Here is a 17,711-nt window from a genome sequence, read left to right on the forward strand (position 1 = left end):
ATTATTTTTGAAAGATAAAAAGTAGCCAAAACGTCCCAGTTCATCCTAAATAAATGGATTGGATTTTCTGATCGTTTCTTAAAGCTTCACATTCTCCAGATAAGACACAGCGGCCGAGTTCAATAACATATGCCCTATCAGAAACATCCAAGGCTAATTCTGCATTTTGTTCAATTAGTAGAATTGTTGTTCCTGCCTTGCGCAATGCAATAATGGAATCAAAGATCATGTCAATGATTTGTGGAGCTAAACCTAGAGAAGGCTCATCAAGCATTAGAAGCTTTGGTTCCCCAATAATGGCACGGCCAATCGCTAACATCTGCTGTTCCCCACCGCTCAAACTGCCCCCTAATTGATTTCGGCGCTCTTTCAAACGCGGAAAAATACTATAGATTTCCTCAAGTCTTGCTTTGGTTACTTTTCGTTTGAGAAAACCTCCCATTTTTAAGTTCTCTTCTACAGTTAAAGTAGTGAAAATCCTTCTTCCTTCTGGGACCTGAATGATACCTCTGGAAACAATTTGATGAGGCGGTAGACGGCTGATATCCTCACCATTGAAGAGAATCGTTCCTTTTTTTTGCTTTACAATTCCACTAATTGCCATCAAGGTGGTGGATTTACCTGCCCCATTGTTTCCAATAAGACAGACAATCTCCCCTTCATTTAGTGTGAAGCTGATATCCTCGAGAGCCTGTGCATTTCCGTAAAAAGCTTGGAGATGTTCAACATTAAGCATGTTTCTTATCTCTCCTTCCCAGATAAGCTTGAATAACTTCAGGATCACGCACTACAGCAAGAGGCAATCCATCCGCAATTTTCTTTCCGAAGTTTAGTACAGCCATATGGTCACAGATCTTGGTTAATAGATTAAGGTCATGCTCTACAATGAAAATTGTGATACCAAAATCATTGCGTAAGCGAATAATTAAATCCTTTAAGTTTTCTCTCTCCTTAAGGTTTAGGCCAGCAGCAGGTTCATCCAAAAACAGTACTTTCGGTTGAGAAGCAAGCGCTCTGGCAATTTCCACTAACCTGCGATGTCCGTAAGCAAGATTTGAACATAAATCGAACGCTTTATCTTCCAAGCCAACTAGCTTCACCAAGCTCATAGCAATGCTATAAGCCTCTTGTTCCTCATGATGAAACTGCTTATTTTGCAATAAAGCCAAACCTATATCATTTTTAATCATGGTAGAGGTTCCTACCATCACATTCTCAACAACTGTCATACTGTTAAATAGCTTACTAACTTGAAAGGTTCGAACCATTCCCATTTCTCCAACGTAATGCATCGGCTTTCCGCTAATGTCTTTTTCCATGAAAGTGACTTTACCAACGGTTGGCTTCTCCACGCCTGTAATCGTATTAATAAAGGTCGTTTTTCCCGCTCCGTTTGGACCAATTAAGCCAAACACCTCACCTTGCTTTACTTCTAAATCGACATCATTGAGAGCAACCACTCCTCCAAATTGCTTTGTAACATGATCCATTTTCAAAATGGTCTGATTAGAGTTAATCGGTTGCGATAAGTAGTTTTTTAAGTTCAAATCCATTTTTGTGTATTTTATAAAGGATTCCTTAGTCTGTTTTTGGAATTTTTTCACCAGACCATATAATCCGTTTGGCCAAAAAATCATCATCACCGCAATAAAAATTCCATAAATGATGGGACGATAAAGTGGAATTTCCTTTAACAATTCGTTTAAGAAGGTAACCCCAAAGCCCCCAAGAAATGCACCGAAAAATGAACCGAGTCCTCCTAGAACGACCATAAGGACTACGGTGATGGATTCATGAAAAGAAAAGGGCTCAGGACTTACAAAGGCATACATATGTACCATGACGCTTCCTGCTAAACCAGCCCAGAAACAGCCTAAGATGAAGCCTTTGATCTTTGTCATTCCGATGTCGATTCCTAGTGAGGAAGCAGCCATTTGGTTATCACGAATGGCTCGAAAATTGCGGCCAAGCCTTCCCTCTGTGATTCTGATGACAAAGAAAAATTGAACCAAGAGAATAAGAGAAGCAAGAATAAAAAATTCCTTCTTTGAATCTACTACCCAACCGAAAATATTTGGAAAAGGAATACCCGGAAGTCCATTCCATCCTCCCGTGAGGCTACCTCCATTTGCAAAAATAATGGTCAAAATGATATTAAATGCTAAGGTTGACATGGCAAAATAGGTTTCACTTAACTTTGCCATGGGTGATAAAATAAGTGATGCAAGTGCAGCGACAACCCCTGCAGTCAAAAAGGCAAGGACGAAATTCCAGTCATAATGGTAGGTTAAGATAGCGGAAGTATAGGCACCGATTCCGAAAAAACCAGCATGTGCTAAACTTACCTGTCCTACATATCCAAAAATTAACTGCAGTGAAACGGCAAGGATAGTATAGATAACTGCTTGCGAGAGTAAAGATAGCATATAATTCGACTGAACAAAGAAAGCAACTAACGTTAAAATGGCTAAGGCACCAATCAATGTCCCATATTTCTTCACTACGGATTGACTCATACTGTATCCCTCCGTTGCTTAATTCCCAAAATACCAGTTGGGCGGAATAACATGACTGCGATTAATATCACATAAAGGATTAGATCACGGAACTGCGAACTGATCATGGTCCCACCAAAAGCTTCAATTAGGCCTAGCAGGATTCCTCCAATAACAGCACCCGTTACACTTCCAAAGCCTCCCACAACAGCAGCAGCAAAGGCTTTAACCCCAATTGTCCCCATATCATATGAAGCGTAATAAATAGGACCAAGAAGTACTCCAGCTACCCCTGTTAATCCTCCTGCAATCAGGAATATTAGGGCGATGTATTTATGGTTGTTAATCCCTAGTAACTGAGACATAATCCGATCGTCCGCAATCGCCCTCATCGCTTGCCCAAGACGCGTATAGCGGAAAAAAATCTGGAAGACTACCATTACAATAATACTTAAAACAATAACGAGGAGGCTCATTCCGGAGATTTGTGTTACACCAATATTGACTTGGCCCTGCGAAATATTGTTTGGATAGCTTAAAGGCTCAGCCCCCCATATCAAAGCACCTAATTGAGGCAAGCTGATTAGAATTCCTATGCTGGCAATCAGGACATGAACGTCCTGACCGCCTCGCTTTTGGATTGGATGAAAAATGAGTGTGTTTGCTAGATAACCAACGATGCCGGCGATTAACATTGCTAGAATGATAGATACATAATAATTTGCCGATAAACTGCTGATAACTGAATACCCTACTAATCCACCGATCATCACAAACTCGCCAGTACCAATATTCAACACTCCAGAAGACCGAAAAATCAAACTGAAAGACATGGCGATTAGACTATAAATACAACCAACAGCTAGTCCGCTTACTAATATATCTAAGTACACGATATCCCCCCTTAATAGGATCCTGGTTCGAGTGTTTTCTCCAATTTTAATACTCCATTTTCCCATTTGATTACATAGATTGGTTTTGTTGCTGATCCATCTGAATTAAAGCTGGTAATACCTGATGCTCCTACATAGTCTTTGATATTCAATAATTCTTTTTGAACTTTCTCCTGGTCTAAGCTACCGGCCTTTTCGATTGCACTTTTCAGAATATAGACAGCATCATACCCATGGACCTGATATACGTTTGGATCTATTTTGAATTCAGTCTTCCACTCTTCAATGAATTTTTTTGTTGCATCCCCAATGGTTTCGCTTGAAATATACGCAGAGCCGATAAATGTATTGTTCGCAGCATCTCCTGCAATCTCCAGATATTGAGGGTTCGACATAGGATTGGTTGCAAAAATAGGCTTGTCATATCCATTAGCTCTCGCCTGCTTTGCGATTAAACCACCATCTGCTGCGTATCCAGTTAGAAAGATGGCTGCATTTGGATATTCACTGATTCCTTGACTAATATAAGAATTAAAGTCCTTTGCATCGACTGGGTATTTAAATTCCTTTACAATCTTACCTCCATTTTCCTCATACTTTTCTTTGAATGCCTTTAAAACGCTCGTACCATAGGCATCATCCCGAACAAAGACGATCATTTCTTTAACACCCATTTCATTGGCTGCATAATGAGCGGATGACCAGCCAAACTGGTTATTGTTTGCCAAATTCACAAAGAAACGAGGGTCTTCTGACACCACAGCTGGATCGGATGCAATGGGGGAAACCGCAATCATGTTATTTGCTTTTACTTTTGCGACCTGAGATAAAGCTACCGCACTACTTGATCCACTGATAACAAACTTAATATCGCTATTTGCAAATTTATCAATGGCTTGCTGCCCTTTGAAGGGGTTTCCTTCATCGTCATCTTTTATGAGTTCTACTTCTTTACCATCTATTCCACCGTTTTCGTTAATCTCGTTGATGGCATATTCTACTGCTTCATATGTTGGAATCCCAAAAGCAGCCGTAGGACCACTAAGCCCGCCAACATATGCCAACTTTATACTCGATTCATCCCCTGACGTGCCACTACTTGAACAACCCGTAATAAATGCAATCAACGATAAACATACAATAAAGGACCTCAAGTTAAACATAATACTCCCCCTTTAAATCTTTTAATTTATTCACATTTCAGCTAATTAAAAAGGTGACACCTTTTCTTTCGCAATGGATTAGGTACCGCTATTTTTCAAAAGAAATAGGTGTCTTTTTAATTATTTTCAATTTTCGGTTAAATTGAATCGTTTTGTTTCCTACAATATAATGAAACGTCCTTATCTTTTCACGAATTGCGCACCAACTGGTTGCATTTCTTCAATTACAACGTCCCCATCTTTGACGATTAATTTGCCGTCGAGATATAATGTGCAATTTTTCATTGGCAAATCGAGGTGACATGGAGTATCATTGCTTCCACCTAATTCTGAATTTGGACCTAAAGAGAAAAGAACATTACCGTAAAATGCACGCCCATCCATACCAAATACTTGGTCATCAAAGGCTAAACTATGCCATTGCGCTCTTTCATTTAATCCCCAGCCAATATGAGATATAGCATATGCTCTCGGGTCATTAAAGCTTTCCATATAATCTTCAATGAGCATAGCGTCAAAACCGCCTTCAATATTTGTCACATACCCATCTTTAATTGTAAAGGTCACTTGCTCTTGTAAATATCGATTAAATGGGAATAAGATATCTCCCTTATCCATAACTACAACACCGTCTACACCACCATCGTTTGAGGTAGCTGCAGCAAAGCAACTTGGGAGATGATCCCACCTGCCTGGCTCATCAGCAAAGGCATATTCTGTCAGAATCGGATATTGTCCTAATTGGTAGGTAACATCTGTCCCCACCTTGTTTGTCACTCTTAACTCTTTTGCATTTTTTAATAGATTAGTTGCGTATAATACTCTGTCCTTGTCGCTTTCTTTAGGAAACATTCTTTTAATAACATCAAAAGGTTCAACTACTAATAGAATTCGGACGCCTGCTTCCTGCAGTTCCAATTGTTCTTTTGAAAACAAGAGAAGCACTAAATCAATAACAAGGTCTGCCTTTTTCAAACATTCAACAGCGACTCGATTGTCTGTTAACGGTGTGATACCAAAAGACCCCTCAGCTCCACGATTATTTGGCGGAAGTTTCATTTCAAATGCATTTGCTCCAATTTGAGAAGCAGCCTTCAAAAAAGCCTTTGCATAATCTGCTCGAATGTCACCAGAAGTTAGAACCGCCATTGTTTCCGATGGCTTCAATTTACATAATTCAAGTTCCTTTTTAAAAAGCTCTACCATCTCATCAAATTCTACTGTCATTTTAAAACACCTCTCCCATTTATTTTTAAAACTTTATCAACAAAAGAAGTAATATAATTCGCTGTTTCCACAGGTGCATCCTTGTATACCATATGTCCTACGTTTTTGACCAGTACTGTCTCCATAGTAGGGTTAATCATTTTCAAAACTTGTAATTCATTTTCACGGATTGTATCTCCATGTTCTGCAACTAATAATAGGGTTGATACGGAAAGCATTTTTACATTTACTTGGAATGGCTCTTTCAATAATGATTCGTATGATTGAACAATTGCTTGGAGACTATTATTTCTGTACTCCTCTGCTCTTTCAGATACCTGTTCTTCTGTAAATGCAGGAAAATAACTACGGAAAACTTCCAACTCTCCTTGGTCAATAGCCTCTTTTTGTTTGATAAACATAGATAACGGATTCGGATAAATCGGTCTCTGTCCTGGACCATTAATTGGTGGATCAATTAATACCACGCCAGAAATAAGAGTTGAGTAACGGCTGCCAAACGCAGCAGCGATTCTAGCCCCCATTGAATGTCCGACTAAAAACGGAGGGTGAGGGTTATCAATTATGGCATTGACAACATTCAGCAGGTCTTCAGAGTAATCATTTAACGTGTATCCATCTTTAGGGACATCGGAAAGCCCTCTTCCTCTTGGATCCATTGATAATACATAGTAATCATCAGGCATTTTGTTTAAAATATTTCTAAATGAATAACTATAACTTGTTATTCCAGGGAGGAAAATAATAGGAACTCCATCTTTTTTTCCCTTTGTAATAAGGTGAATTTTTGCATGTAACCCTTCTACAAATAAATCTTCAAAAGAATCGCTGTGATTCATTTAAACTAGCCCCTTCCAACGAAGACTATATAAACTTTAACTATAATACTGTACATGAATTGAATATTTTTATAGAATCCTATTTTCCTAATGGTTGTTGACTACCTTGAGAATGGTAGTATTACATTTGATAATCTTTTGTGACTGGCTTTTTAAACTTTGATACATTTTCAATGACTTCGCTTGTCTTTAGAACATCTGCGTATTTTTGACGAAGGTCAAATAGACTTTGTTCATGTGATGCCTTTGAGCGATCGCCAACAGCATCTTCTACTACAATGGGTCGATACCCTAATTGCAATGCATCAACAGCTGTCGCTCTAATACATCCGCATGTTGTACAGCCAACAATAATGACAGTATCAATATTGTTCGCATTGAGACGAGCGATGAGATCTGTCCCGAAAAACGCTGAAGCGTATTTTTTCACAATAAGGCCATCTCCAGATTGATAGTGTAACCGCGAATCCACTTTTACTGCTTCGGTACCAGATATTAATGTTTCTAGTCCTCTCATTTTTTGATACCATATACCAGAATCAGCGAGTGAATCATCGTCGTAAGAAATAGTTGTAAAGAATACTGGAAATTTTAGTTCATGCATGACATTTAATAATTTATTTGTTTGTTCAATTTGTTGAGTTAAATCGGATCCCATTGGCATAGTTGGATCTGTAAACCCCTTAATCATATCTACTACGATTAAACCAGGCTTCCGGCCAAACCCTAATAATTTTCCAAAACCTTTTTCTTTAAAAAAGGTTTCATCATCTAAATGTTGTATCACCAGGCTCCCCCTCTTCACCATCATGTTCATTTGTTACTATATTAACTATAAATATCGTAATAATACGATTATTCTCCCCCTTCCTGTGTAACCCTTGCTAATAGATTTCCTGATAGTAGTCTTCCCGCATTTGGTACATACGGATCGATATTTAATGTTTTAAGAATCTTATAAACTGTCGCTACTGAGGCTGAAAGAACTGGCTTGCCTATGTTGTCTTCCACAATTTGGATGGCTTCTAATGAAGGCATTTGAACACAAGCTGATAATACAACCGCATCTGCTTGGCTTGTATCTAAATTCTTCACTATCTCTACAAGTCGTAATGGATCTTGGCGTCCAACTTCAAGATTATCTGGAATTTCTAAACTAATAGAATCCGTAACTTGAATTCCGCTTGCTTCTATATATTCAATCACTTGATTGGTTAGAGGCTTCATATATGGGGTGATAATAGCTACTTTTTTTGCTCCTAATTCTTGTATTCCCTCTACAAGGGCACCTGCGCTACTTACAACTGGAGTAGCTGCACCATTATCCTTTGTTTTAGTAAAAAGGCGCTGTTCAGATTCTTTATGGTACCCCGGGCCTTGACACATAATAGCAACAAGGCATGCGTAGGCGATTACATCACATCTTGCATCTGAAAGTTCAACTGCACATCTGTCACTTTCAATGTCCATTGATTTTAACTCTTCTTTTGTTACTTTTTTCATACGCATTCGACTTGAATGAAACGTAAATGTCGAGTCTGGAACAATTTGTTGTCTTCGTTGAAGCATGGCTGGAATTTCTGTTTCCATTGTTGTATTAGAGCTAGGAACAACTAGCCCAATTCGGTAGTTTTTCGTCACGAGTTCACATCCTTTAGATTCGTTTTTTTGATATCTTTCTCTCCTAAATCGATACTGTCATTGTTATCCTTTCTGAAACCTTATTTCTAACTTCCTACCTAACTTTAATATTTAGATTTTATCCCTCCTCTTTTTAGATTTTTTCTCCATTGGCCGAAATCACAAAAATTAAACAAACCTATCAAAGAGTCTTAAACTTACCAAACTTACCAAATAGTATATCACATTATCTCTATAATCCACAAAAAATACATATGAATTTGTATTCCTTTTCCTTTTACTGAGGAATAACGCTAGACCATTATTTTTGATTATCCTAGAGTCATAGACAATCTATGTACAATATTTTCCATTTTCGTCTTACCTATTCTTGTCTAAATAATTTAAAATACACGTTCTGTAATACTCTGTGCACTCTCAGACAAACAGACATATTTGTTACCCTTCGATTTATATATATTTCGAGGAGCTAGAATGGCGCTCCATTTCCACAGGTACAGGAAAGTCTAATTAAATAAAAAAACACCTTAAGTCATTAAGGTGCTAACAAATTTCTGGAACGAGGGACCTGTCCCTCTGTCCTACTATGGAATTACACTCAAACACTCACTTAATACATAGCCCCCATCACTTGGATGCTGTTTTGTAGCATTCATGGCATCTAGGTCATTGAAGTGCCACCATTCTGAAGCGAGTGGTGTAAGACCCGCATTTGTTAAATATGTTTGAAGGGTAACTGCTGATTCATTCATGGTATCTGCTAGTTTAGCATTTTTCCAAGCAGTAGGAGATGATGATGGAACTGGATTGGTGAATGTTTTAGACGCCATACTAAGTTCATGTATTGGAGTTGGCATCGAATATTCAGTGTAATCTGTGATATCGACTACTAAATATTTTCCAATAGCAATCTCTTCTTTTGAATTGACTTTTGCCAACGTTACATCAATGGCATACCCCATTTGGTGGTTTGAAACACTTGTAGCGATAAACCAATTTGTGCTCCAAGGATTTGTATTGATACCAGCCATCACGGCAATATCTTCATTAGCTAGGTTGGTCAATCCTTCCACGACTGCTTTTTGAGCGGAATATGGTCGATACCCTTCATAGATGACCAACGTGTTACCATGTGCCAATGCTTCTTGCTGAGCGAGAAATATTTTTTTCGACATGGAATATAATACGGGAACAATGAATTCTTCTTTTCCAAGTCTCTCATTAAAAGTTTTTCCCTCGTACAAAGCTTGTCCTGTTATACCCGGAATCTCTGCTCCGGAAGAAACGAATTTAGAAGAATACGTGTTGCTGTTATCATAGACAATCGAAGGAATCACATCCGGTAAGTTAATGAAACAATACGTACTATCGATCCATCCTTCAAAGGTCGCATTTTTTATGAACCACCAATTTCCTTCCTCTTTTTCGATTGTAAAGCCTGTCCCAGCTTTTAGTGTTTCAACCGTTTCAGCATCTATATTAGGAGAAGATTTTAGGTTTAAATCGATTGATGTATAACCTGTTGCCCCATTGATAGGCAATTCCAAATCCCCTTCATATTTTACTGGAGTCGGAATAGGTTCTAATTCTTCTAGTGGATCGGTTTCCTGCACAGGTGCTAATGCTTCCTCAACAATCGGTTCTTCTACAACGGTAGATGAGCAAGCGGTTAGTACGAAGACTAATGAAATAAGTGCAATAATATTTTTTTTCATACTACCTCCACTATGCTAAAACAAAGTATTTTAAAAAATATAAAATGATTAAATGTAATGGATAAAAAACGTAAAAGCCCCATTTTAATAGGTTTGATTTTTTTCCGCGTCTTCCTTTGTACAGGAGCAACAATGGAATGGCCAAGAAAATACCGAATTGATAGGCATGGTGCCAGCCCAAATTAGAGATTTCAGGGATGATGTGCAAAAAAAGCCCTATGAAAATAAAGCTGATGATTTGTTTATTCAATTGTCCACGAAAAATGCCAAAAAACACGATCCATAAAACCGCAATATAATTCCAATCGGCTGGATACGCAAGCATGCAGCACACAAACACAAGGGCTAGCTTCATGTATAGCGGCAGTTTTTCACTTTTTACAATGGTTAAAGCGATTAGCCCCAACGCTAATCCCCACATGACGCTTGTTGCTTTCCACCATGGTAATTTAAAGTATAATACATACGGAAAATGAGAGATAGCTGCAAAAATAACCAATCTCTCGATATACTTGTTAATATTGGATGTGTAAAAATATCCCATCGCGATAAAATAACAAAAAATCGGTGCTACCACTCTCCCGGGAATACGTAAAACAAACCCAGCTACCGTCTCCTGAGGAATAAAACCAGCAAAAAGATGGTCAAAAAACATGGCAATAAGTGCGATATATTTAAGTGCATTTGACGACAAGTCCCTCTGAAATGTAGTGGAATCAGTCAGGTCTTTTTGATAAGTAGTGTATTGCATGGAATCCCTCGCTTTTGCGAAAAAGTGAATTACAACCTTAGTATTAGAGTAAATTCCATTTTTTATTTTCGTTTATGGATTGCATGACTGCGAAACATGCAAAAAAGGTGCAATGAGCTTTGTCACTCATTGCACCTTCTTAATATTTAATTAGGACAATCCCACTAGCGCAAAGAAACAATAAGGTCCGTATGAACATGCTCCCCACCAAATTCCTCCTGCAATGCAGAAATGGACGGAGATGTAAATTTTTTTAATTTATTATCCATATCATAAAACTGAATCTCAAAATACCTGTCTAAAAAAGCTAGATAAGAATCTAGATTAACCCCAGCCTTTTCTAAATAACGACTATCGAACTCAACGATTCCCAACACATCATGGGAGTTCTTCAGGAGATCTTTCATTCCTTTAAGCACGCTGAACTCGTAGCCTTCGACATCTATTTTAAATAATAGACGTTGATTTTCTAAATTTACATGTTCAAAAAGGGAATCCACTGTAATCGCAGGCACTTCCGTTTTTTCAATACTGTTTTTATCTGAGATTTGCACGCCCGAAGAAGTGCCAGACCAATGATTATCAATAAAGAATGCTTGATCCTCTTTTACATGCTCTCCAGCGAAAGCATGGATAATATTCATTTGATTACCGTTAACGTGCTTTTGCCGCGACCTTTCAATATAATCCATTAAATATTTATTGGCTTCAATTCCAACAATGGTCGTATTGCTGTCATAAGTTGCAGAAAAAATGCATTCCCCGTAATTCACACCAATATCCAGAACCAGCGTCGGCTTGTACGAGTCTACAGCATTTCCCCAGAATTCGGTCACGCGTGATTGTGTAATCCCATCACTAATCAAAAGCGCCCTTCCACGATTCTCAGCATTGTTAACGTAAATAACGTTCCGAGATGGAAGGGTGATTTTATTTGGAATTTTCGTCAGCTTTAATGTCTTATATTTTAAAAAAATGCCAACATTCAAGACCAACTTTGAAAAAAGCGGGTAGTTCTCCCATAGATTCACGAAAACAGGCTTGTTTAAAACAACTTTTGGAATGGCCATAACGATAATCTCCCCTTAAATGGTGGGACGAGGGACAGGTCCCTCATCCCATAAACTGGTTACGTCCTATTATAAATGGGGATTATTAAGAGGGTGTAAACGTTTAATTAAAATTAAAGAATGAAATAATGGGAAGGTTTTTTTTGGTTTAGCTTTTACCATTTTAATTAGGTTTTGTGAATTCACTTAGACAAAGGAAAATACAAAAGTAATGCCTCACAAATCCTTTTAGGAGTTTCAGTTCAAAAATTCATCAACAGCTTCCGCTACTTCAAAACGATTTTTACCAGATAAGTTAATGATTTTATCGGCTTGTAAACCTGCTGTTGATCCTCCTACAACATATAATTCTTTTGTCACTTTCCCACCAGGATATGCCGCACGAGTATAAATAGGTGCTTTTAGTCGAGATGCCAATACTTCAGCTGCTGAAAAGTCAGGAAATCCCCCAATCAGAATTGCTTTATCTAACACGTCATCTTCCTCCTTCTTTTTGATAATCTCTTTTTTAGCTTCGGTTTTGGTTTCTTTTTTAACGTCGGTTTTAAATTCTTTTTCGACATCATTAATAAATTTTGACCATGTAATCCCATACCTATTGAGCGCACTATCAGGGTCACTTCTTCTTTGTGGATCGAGTGTTTTGTGTGAGACAATATGCTTTCTAGGTTGCAAATTAAATTTTTTGCAAAGATAAGCGTGATACCAGACATAGCGCTTATACGCTTCATTAAAGTTGATTTTCCCTCCATGACAAAGCTCTACACCAATTGCAGCATCGTTGGCATCAGCCCCAAAAAGCTGATTATCCTTCGGTTTATTATATTGTACATGCCACGCTTTCTCAGTGAGTGGGATAATCTCAAGAATATATTTATCATCAATGAATGTGTGCGCAGATGCACTAGGTTGTTGGTTATTAAAATACCTTTGGTTATTATAGGCAGTTGAACCCGGATTCCCGGTATCATGACTAACAATAAAACGCACTTTGTTAATACGTTGACCACTTCGAGAATTCCCTTTTCTAATGTAATCTTTTGTAATGTGGTACATAATCACCTCTCCTCTCACAATATTTTATGAGAAATATTGTATTTCGGTACAATCACATTTCTTAGGGACCCCCCCCCGTCATACAAAAAAAGACCGGGGAGCCCCGATCATTTAATTCTCATTCTTCTTATCAATGGTCTCTCGTATTTTCTCGTTTCCTTCGTCAACGAACTCTCGCCACTCGCGGTTGCCATTGTCGACTGCCTCTCTCCACAGGCGGTTACCATTATCAACAGCATATCGCCACTTGGCATTTCCATAATCAACGATCTCAGAGAAAATTTTTCGTGCTGGATGGTCGTAGCCCTCGAATCGTTCCTTTAAATAGGCCTGTGCCTCTTTCATACGTTCTTTTTCACGACGACTCTTTTCTTTCATACTCTCTTTTGTGTCACGCGCTAATTTCTTTTTCTCTTCTTTTAGTTCACGTGATTGACTCTTCCCAGCTTCTTTCCACTCACGCCATCTCTTTTGGATCTCCTCATATTGAGCTCTCATATACTTCTTGAGATCTTGTTCGGAATTCACATATGTAAACTCCCCATTTCCGGCACTTGCGACTTCTTTCAATAGCTTTTGTCCCTCATTATCAACATCAAATCCGATGATATTTACAACTGTTTGGATATCAGCAGATACAAGATTTTTCGCCTCTTGCACCGGATCTCCGTCACATGTTTCGATACCGTCACTAACAACATACACCACAACGTCATCCGTACCCTCAGGAATATCTCCCTTAACCATTTGCAAGGCAAGGGCAATCGGCGTCCATCCGACAGGCTTCACTTGGGACAGCGCGTTTTTGAATCCAGTTGCTTCAAAACTACTATTATATAAAACCTCGGAGCTATCACAGGATAAGGCTTTATCGGTACTGCTATTTGAGCCTTTATGCCCGTACACACGCAATGAAATCGTTGCATTCTCTGGGATTTGTTCCGCAAAATCCAGTACAGCTTCCTTTGCAGCCTCCATTCTCGTCTTACCGCCTACTTTAGCCGCCATACTCCCGCTCGCATCCACTAAAATCGCATAATGAGCTGTTTTTAATGTTGGCGCATTAACCGTTTCATCTGGACGATTAATATCAACTTCAATCGTTGAATTAAACGTAAGGAGTGTTTCCAGTTCCTCATGGTAGTCCTCGGTGAATAAATATTTCAGTTCTTCTACATACTGTTCCTCAGTCAGATTATCCGGAAGCTGATCGAGAGCTTCCTTTACCTTGGCTTCATCGTAATTATCACCGCTAAATATCCCCGGATGTCGTAGCATTTCCTGCTCAAGCTCTGTTAACTCTCGTTCAATTCCCTCGATTTCATAGTAGGCCACTTCTTTTGGGGTATATGTTTCCTCAGGCTCCTCAACTTCTGTTTCTTTTTCCGTCGGCTCAGCTTTCGCCGGCTGACTTTCATCCTTCGAACACGCCGAAAGCACCAATGCCAACATAACAAAGCACATTACAAGCTTCTTCAAAGATTTCTCCCTCCATCTATATCAAAAGTCACACCATTTACATATTACTTCATTTCAATCCATTTTTTTCCTAAAAGAATCAAAATAGGAAATAAGTTCCACTTAGTGCTGCTGTATGATGATAAAAGTCGCGGGTCCTATGAATCAGATGGTAAAAAGGAAAAACTTCCGTATGAACGAGTGCTTTTTTAGCTTTGTCCGATATATTCAAATTTCGGTCCTTATCCCCGGTGTCTACACAAATCCCAGGCGATGACGCCGAAAGGCCTTTAAATAAAAAGAGCTAGGAACCAATCCCAGCTCAATACAAAAACTCTTCAACCTTTCGTGCGGATTCTAAACGATTCTTACCTGATAGATCTATAATTTTGTCAGCCTGTAATCCTGTTGTTGACCCACCAACAATATATAGTTCTTTTGCTACCTTTCCACCAGGGTAAGCATCACGAGTGTAGATAGGTGCTTTTAATCTGGAAGCCAACACCTCCGCAAACGGCATATCGGCTAATCCTCCAACTAAAATAGCTTTTTCTAACATATCGTCATCTTCCTCCTTTTTTGGTTTAAGTGGTTTATAGGTAACACCCTCATCCCGACAAATTGCTCGTACGGCACACTCATACATACCTTGGCGATAAGCTTGGTTCTTGATTTTTTCTGAATTTGCCCCATCGATAAATTCGTACTCAAGAATCGTGGTACGGCAATTTCCTGTTTCACGGTGCATATAATAATAATCCTGGCCACTGTCCAATTTTCGGATAAACGTACGTCTAACCGGGTAGCCCGCCTTTTTGAATTCGTCCCTTAGGATGGCTTCAAACTTTCCGTCTGCGTAAATGGAGTGAATAAATTCTGCTCCTGCCCCACCACCTGCATTGAAATGATGTGAGATACATTTTCGATACTTTCGAACCTTCGCTGTTCGTTGGTTTGGTCCAACTGTAACATCATTGGTTCGCGTTAGATCTGACGATATCCCATGATCCGCGAGACGTTTATTGACATATAGTGCGGCCTCGAGTGTATAGATCTTTTCGGTATTCCCGTGGGATACGGCCCCTGGATCCACTCCTCCATGTCCGGCATCTTGTATCCAGCTCATTAAACACAACTCCTTTCCATTAGTTTATGTCATTAGATTGGATACGTGTGGAGAATTGATTAGCCGAAATTTCCTATTTCAATATAAGACTTTTGCCGTAGTGCGCAAAAAAAAGGAGGTGACGTGGCATCAGCCCACTATCATCTCCCTATTTCTCATACTCTTTCAACTTATTAATTACTTTATTATTTACGGCTGCAGGTCCGCCAAGTATCATAAAGTTTTTGAAGTTGTATTTTTCAATGATTGCCTTTGTTTCCTTGCGCACGTCATCACTCCCTACGAGGGGGCATAAAGGACCAAACGAAACCGAAGTCTACGCGAAAAGTCCTTCATCATGGGGATGAATGAACGAACGCAACTTATAACACCAACTTTTACTAAATGTACTCTCTTTTACCATTTCAAAAATCAAACCACACAATACGGATTACTTTAACCATTCTTAGTTTATCCAATCACAAATAAAGCCCGCCTACTATTTGCTAGTAGTGCGGGCGTAACTGTCAATTAATCTCTACTAAAGATATCTCTTGTATATACTTTGTCAGCAACATCTCTTAAATCATCAGACAGTCTGTTTGCAACGATAACATCGCTGATTTTCTTAAATTCCGCAAAGTCATTTACGACTTTAGAATTATAGAATGTATCCTCTTTTAGTGCTGGCTCAAATACAACAACTTCAATTCCTTTAGCTTTTATGCGCTTCATAACACCTTGAATCGCAGATTGTCTAAAGTTATCAGAGTCTGTTTTCATTGTAAGACGATAGATACCAACGATCTTTGGATTTCTCTTAATGATCATATCTGCAACATGATCTTTTCTAGTTCGGTTTGCATCAACAATAGCAGTCATTATATTGTTTGGCACATCTGCATAGTTTGCAAGCAGCTGCTTTGTATCTTTTGGTAGGCAATAACCACCATAACCAAAGGAAGGGTTGTTATAATGACCGCCGATTCGTGGATCAAGTCCAACGCCTTCGATGATTTGTTTCGTATCCAATCCTCTAATCTCTGCATAGGAATCAAGCTCATTAAAGAACGCAACCCTCATCGCAAGATACGTGTTCGCAAACAACTTAATTGCTTCTGCTTCAGTGGAGTTTGTAAATAAGACAGGAATATCTTCTTTGATAGCTCCTTGAACCAATAAGTCAGCAAAAACCTTAGCTCTATCTGATTGCTCACCTACAATAATACGAGAAGGATGGAGGTTATCATATAATGCCTTTCCTTCTCTTAGGAACTCAGGTGAGAAAATGATATTTTCTGTTTCAAACTTCTCTCGAATTTTCTCTGTGTACCCAACCGGTACTGTTGATTTAATAACCATTACTGCATCAGGGTTAATCGATAATACATTTGCAATAACAGCTTCAACTGTTCTTGTATTAAAATAGTTCATATCCGGATCGTAGTTTGTCGGAGTAGAAATAATGACATAATCCGCATCCTTGTAAGCCTTAAAATTATCTGTAGTTGCCGTTAAATTTAATTCTTTTGTAGCTAAATATTCTTCAATTTCTTTATCAACAATCGGAGATTTCTTATTATTAATCATATCTACTTTTTCTTGAATGATATCAAGCGCAATTACTTCATTGTGTTGGGCTAGTAGTATGGCATTTGATAATCCAACGTAGCCTGTTCCAGCTATTGTTATTTTCATTTTATTCTCTCCTTATGTTAAACATGAGCCATGCATCATCTGGATTTAATTAACGAGTGTATTATACCCTAAACAAGAATATGGGACAAGGGTGCCGATTTGGAAGGCACGTATCACCTGATGCCCCTTTTATCTTTTAATACCTATAACAATGGAAAAAGGGGATCCAAGTGTTGAATCCAATCAAAATGGGTTTGATATAGATATTAAGCAGTATTCTAGTTTCTTCTACCTTAGAGTCCTTCGAACACGCTGAAAGCATCAATCCCATTATAACAAAGCAAAATAAAAGATTCTTCAAAGGGTTTCTCTCCTCCGTCCCCCTCTATACCTGAAACCACACCATTTACATACCACTACAATCTACTTCTAAAATTTCCCAAATAAGTAAAAATGGAAAATAGGTATTATTCGTGCAGCCAGTTAGGACTGGTTCCTTTTCAAAATCCGGGACAGTCGACCATTCCTTCATCCCATCTTATGTCCTATTTCATCCTCCATAGGAATATATTAATCTATAAATTAACCTACATATTGAAGGGAGAATGAATGTTTATGAGGAAGAGATTGTCGATGATTTTGATTACATTGATGGTTGGT

15 protein-coding genes and 1 pseudogene are annotated in these 17,711 nt (G+C 38.6%); all 16 read right to left on the reverse strand.

The features are described 5' to 3' along the window. Positions 1-40 precede the first annotated feature (40 nt). The 16 genes and pseudogenes from V7138_RS13085 to V7138_RS13160 all read right to left on the reverse strand — a co-directional run bounded on the left by V7138_RS13085 (position 41) and on the right by V7138_RS13160 (position 17,583). Positions 41-736: an ABC transporter ATP-binding protein gene (locus V7138_RS13085; protein WP_335397998.1), complete on the reverse strand. Its 696-nt coding sequence runs from the start codon at positions 734-736 to the stop codon at positions 41-43. Further along, positions 729-2,516, reverse strand: coding sequence for a branched-chain amino acid ABC transporter ATP-binding protein/permease (locus tag V7138_RS13090; RefSeq protein ID WP_335398000.1), 1,788 nt, complete (start codon positions 2,514-2,516; stop codon positions 729-731). Before V7138_RS13090 ends, V7138_RS13085 begins: the two co-directional genes overlap by 8 nt. Beyond that, positions 2,513-3,388: a branched-chain amino acid ABC transporter permease gene (locus V7138_RS13095; RefSeq protein WP_335398003.1), complete on the reverse strand. Its 876-nt coding sequence runs from the start codon at positions 3,386-3,388 to the stop codon at positions 2,513-2,515. Before V7138_RS13095 ends, V7138_RS13090 begins: the two co-directional genes overlap by 4 nt. Positions 3,389-3,399: 11 nt before the next feature. After that, entirely contained in the window at positions 3,400-4,551 is a 1,152-nt protein-coding gene (locus tag V7138_RS13100; protein WP_335398005.1) for an ABC transporter substrate-binding protein, read from the reverse strand. 180 nt (positions 4,552-4,731) lie between these two features. After that, a complete protein-coding gene (locus tag V7138_RS13105) occupies positions 4,732-5,778 on the reverse strand; it encodes a leucyl aminopeptidase (RefSeq protein WP_335398007.1) in 1,047 nt (348 codons plus the stop codon). Further along, positions 5,775-6,617 carry an alpha/beta fold hydrolase gene (locus tag V7138_RS13110; protein ID WP_335398008.1) on the reverse strand — a complete coding sequence of 281 codons (843 nt, stop codon included), beginning with the start codon at positions 6,615-6,617 and terminating at the stop codon, positions 5,775-5,777. The genes V7138_RS13105 and V7138_RS13110 overlap by 4 nt, the downstream gene beginning before the upstream one ends. Positions 6,618-6,738: 121 nt before the next feature. Beyond that, positions 6,739-7,404, reverse strand: a complete 666-nt coding sequence (locus V7138_RS13115) for an isochorismatase family protein (protein ID WP_335398010.1) — start codon at positions 7,402-7,404, stop codon at positions 6,739-6,741. Between the two features lie 68 nt (positions 7,405-7,472). Beyond that, complete coding sequence (locus V7138_RS13120; RefSeq protein ID WP_335398012.1) at positions 7,473-8,258, reverse strand: maleate cis-trans isomerase family protein; 786 nt, start codon at positions 8,256-8,258, stop codon at positions 7,473-7,475. A gap of 584 nt (positions 8,259-8,842) precedes the next feature. Next, on the reverse strand, positions 8,843-9,973 hold the full coding sequence (locus V7138_RS13125; protein WP_335398014.1) for a M15 family metallopeptidase: 1,131 nt from the start codon (positions 9,971-9,973) through the stop codon (positions 8,843-8,845). A 10-nt stretch (positions 9,974-9,983) separates the two neighbouring features. Next, positions 9,984-10,724, reverse strand: a complete 741-nt coding sequence (locus V7138_RS13130; RefSeq protein ID WP_335398016.1) for a TraX family protein — start codon at positions 10,722-10,724, stop codon at positions 9,984-9,986. 164 nt (positions 10,725-10,888) lie between these two features. Beyond that, the gene (locus tag V7138_RS13135; RefSeq protein WP_335398018.1) at positions 10,889-11,794 is read right to left on the reverse strand and encodes an FkbM family methyltransferase; all 906 of its coding nucleotides are present in this window, start codon (positions 11,792-11,794) and stop codon (positions 10,889-10,891) included. 546 nt (positions 11,795-12,340) lie between these two features. Beyond that, positions 12,341-12,856, reverse strand: a pseudogene (locus V7138_RS13140) (peptidoglycan recognition protein family protein); the annotation flags it as partial. A 105-nt stretch (positions 12,857-12,961) separates the two neighbouring features. Then, positions 12,962-14,329 carry a VWA domain-containing protein gene (locus V7138_RS13145; RefSeq protein WP_335398020.1) on the reverse strand — a complete coding sequence of 456 codons (1,368 nt, stop codon included), beginning with the start codon at positions 14,327-14,329 and terminating at the stop codon, positions 12,962-12,964. Positions 14,330-14,630: 301 nt separating this feature from the next. Next, entirely contained in the window at positions 14,631-15,434 is an 804-nt protein-coding gene (locus V7138_RS13150) for an N-acetylmuramoyl-L-alanine amidase (protein WP_335398022.1), read from the reverse strand. A 510-nt stretch (positions 15,435-15,944) separates the two neighbouring features. Continuing rightward, the gene (locus tag V7138_RS13155; protein ID WP_335398024.1) at positions 15,945-17,111 is read right to left on the reverse strand and encodes a nucleotide sugar dehydrogenase; all 1,167 of its coding nucleotides are present in this window, start codon (positions 17,109-17,111) and stop codon (positions 15,945-15,947) included. Positions 17,112-17,457: 346 nt separating this feature from the next. Beyond that, positions 17,458-17,583 carry a hypothetical protein gene (locus V7138_RS13160; protein WP_335398026.1) on the reverse strand — a complete coding sequence of 42 codons (126 nt, stop codon included), beginning with the start codon at positions 17,581-17,583 and terminating at the stop codon, positions 17,458-17,460. Between the last annotated feature and the right edge of the window lie 128 nt (positions 17,584-17,711).

Origin of the sequence: Bacillus sp. JJ1533 (genome assembly GCF_036965045.1) — a bacterium.
Taxonomy (GTDB): domain Bacteria; phylum Bacillota; class Bacilli; order Bacillales; family Bacillaceae_L; genus Ferdinandcohnia.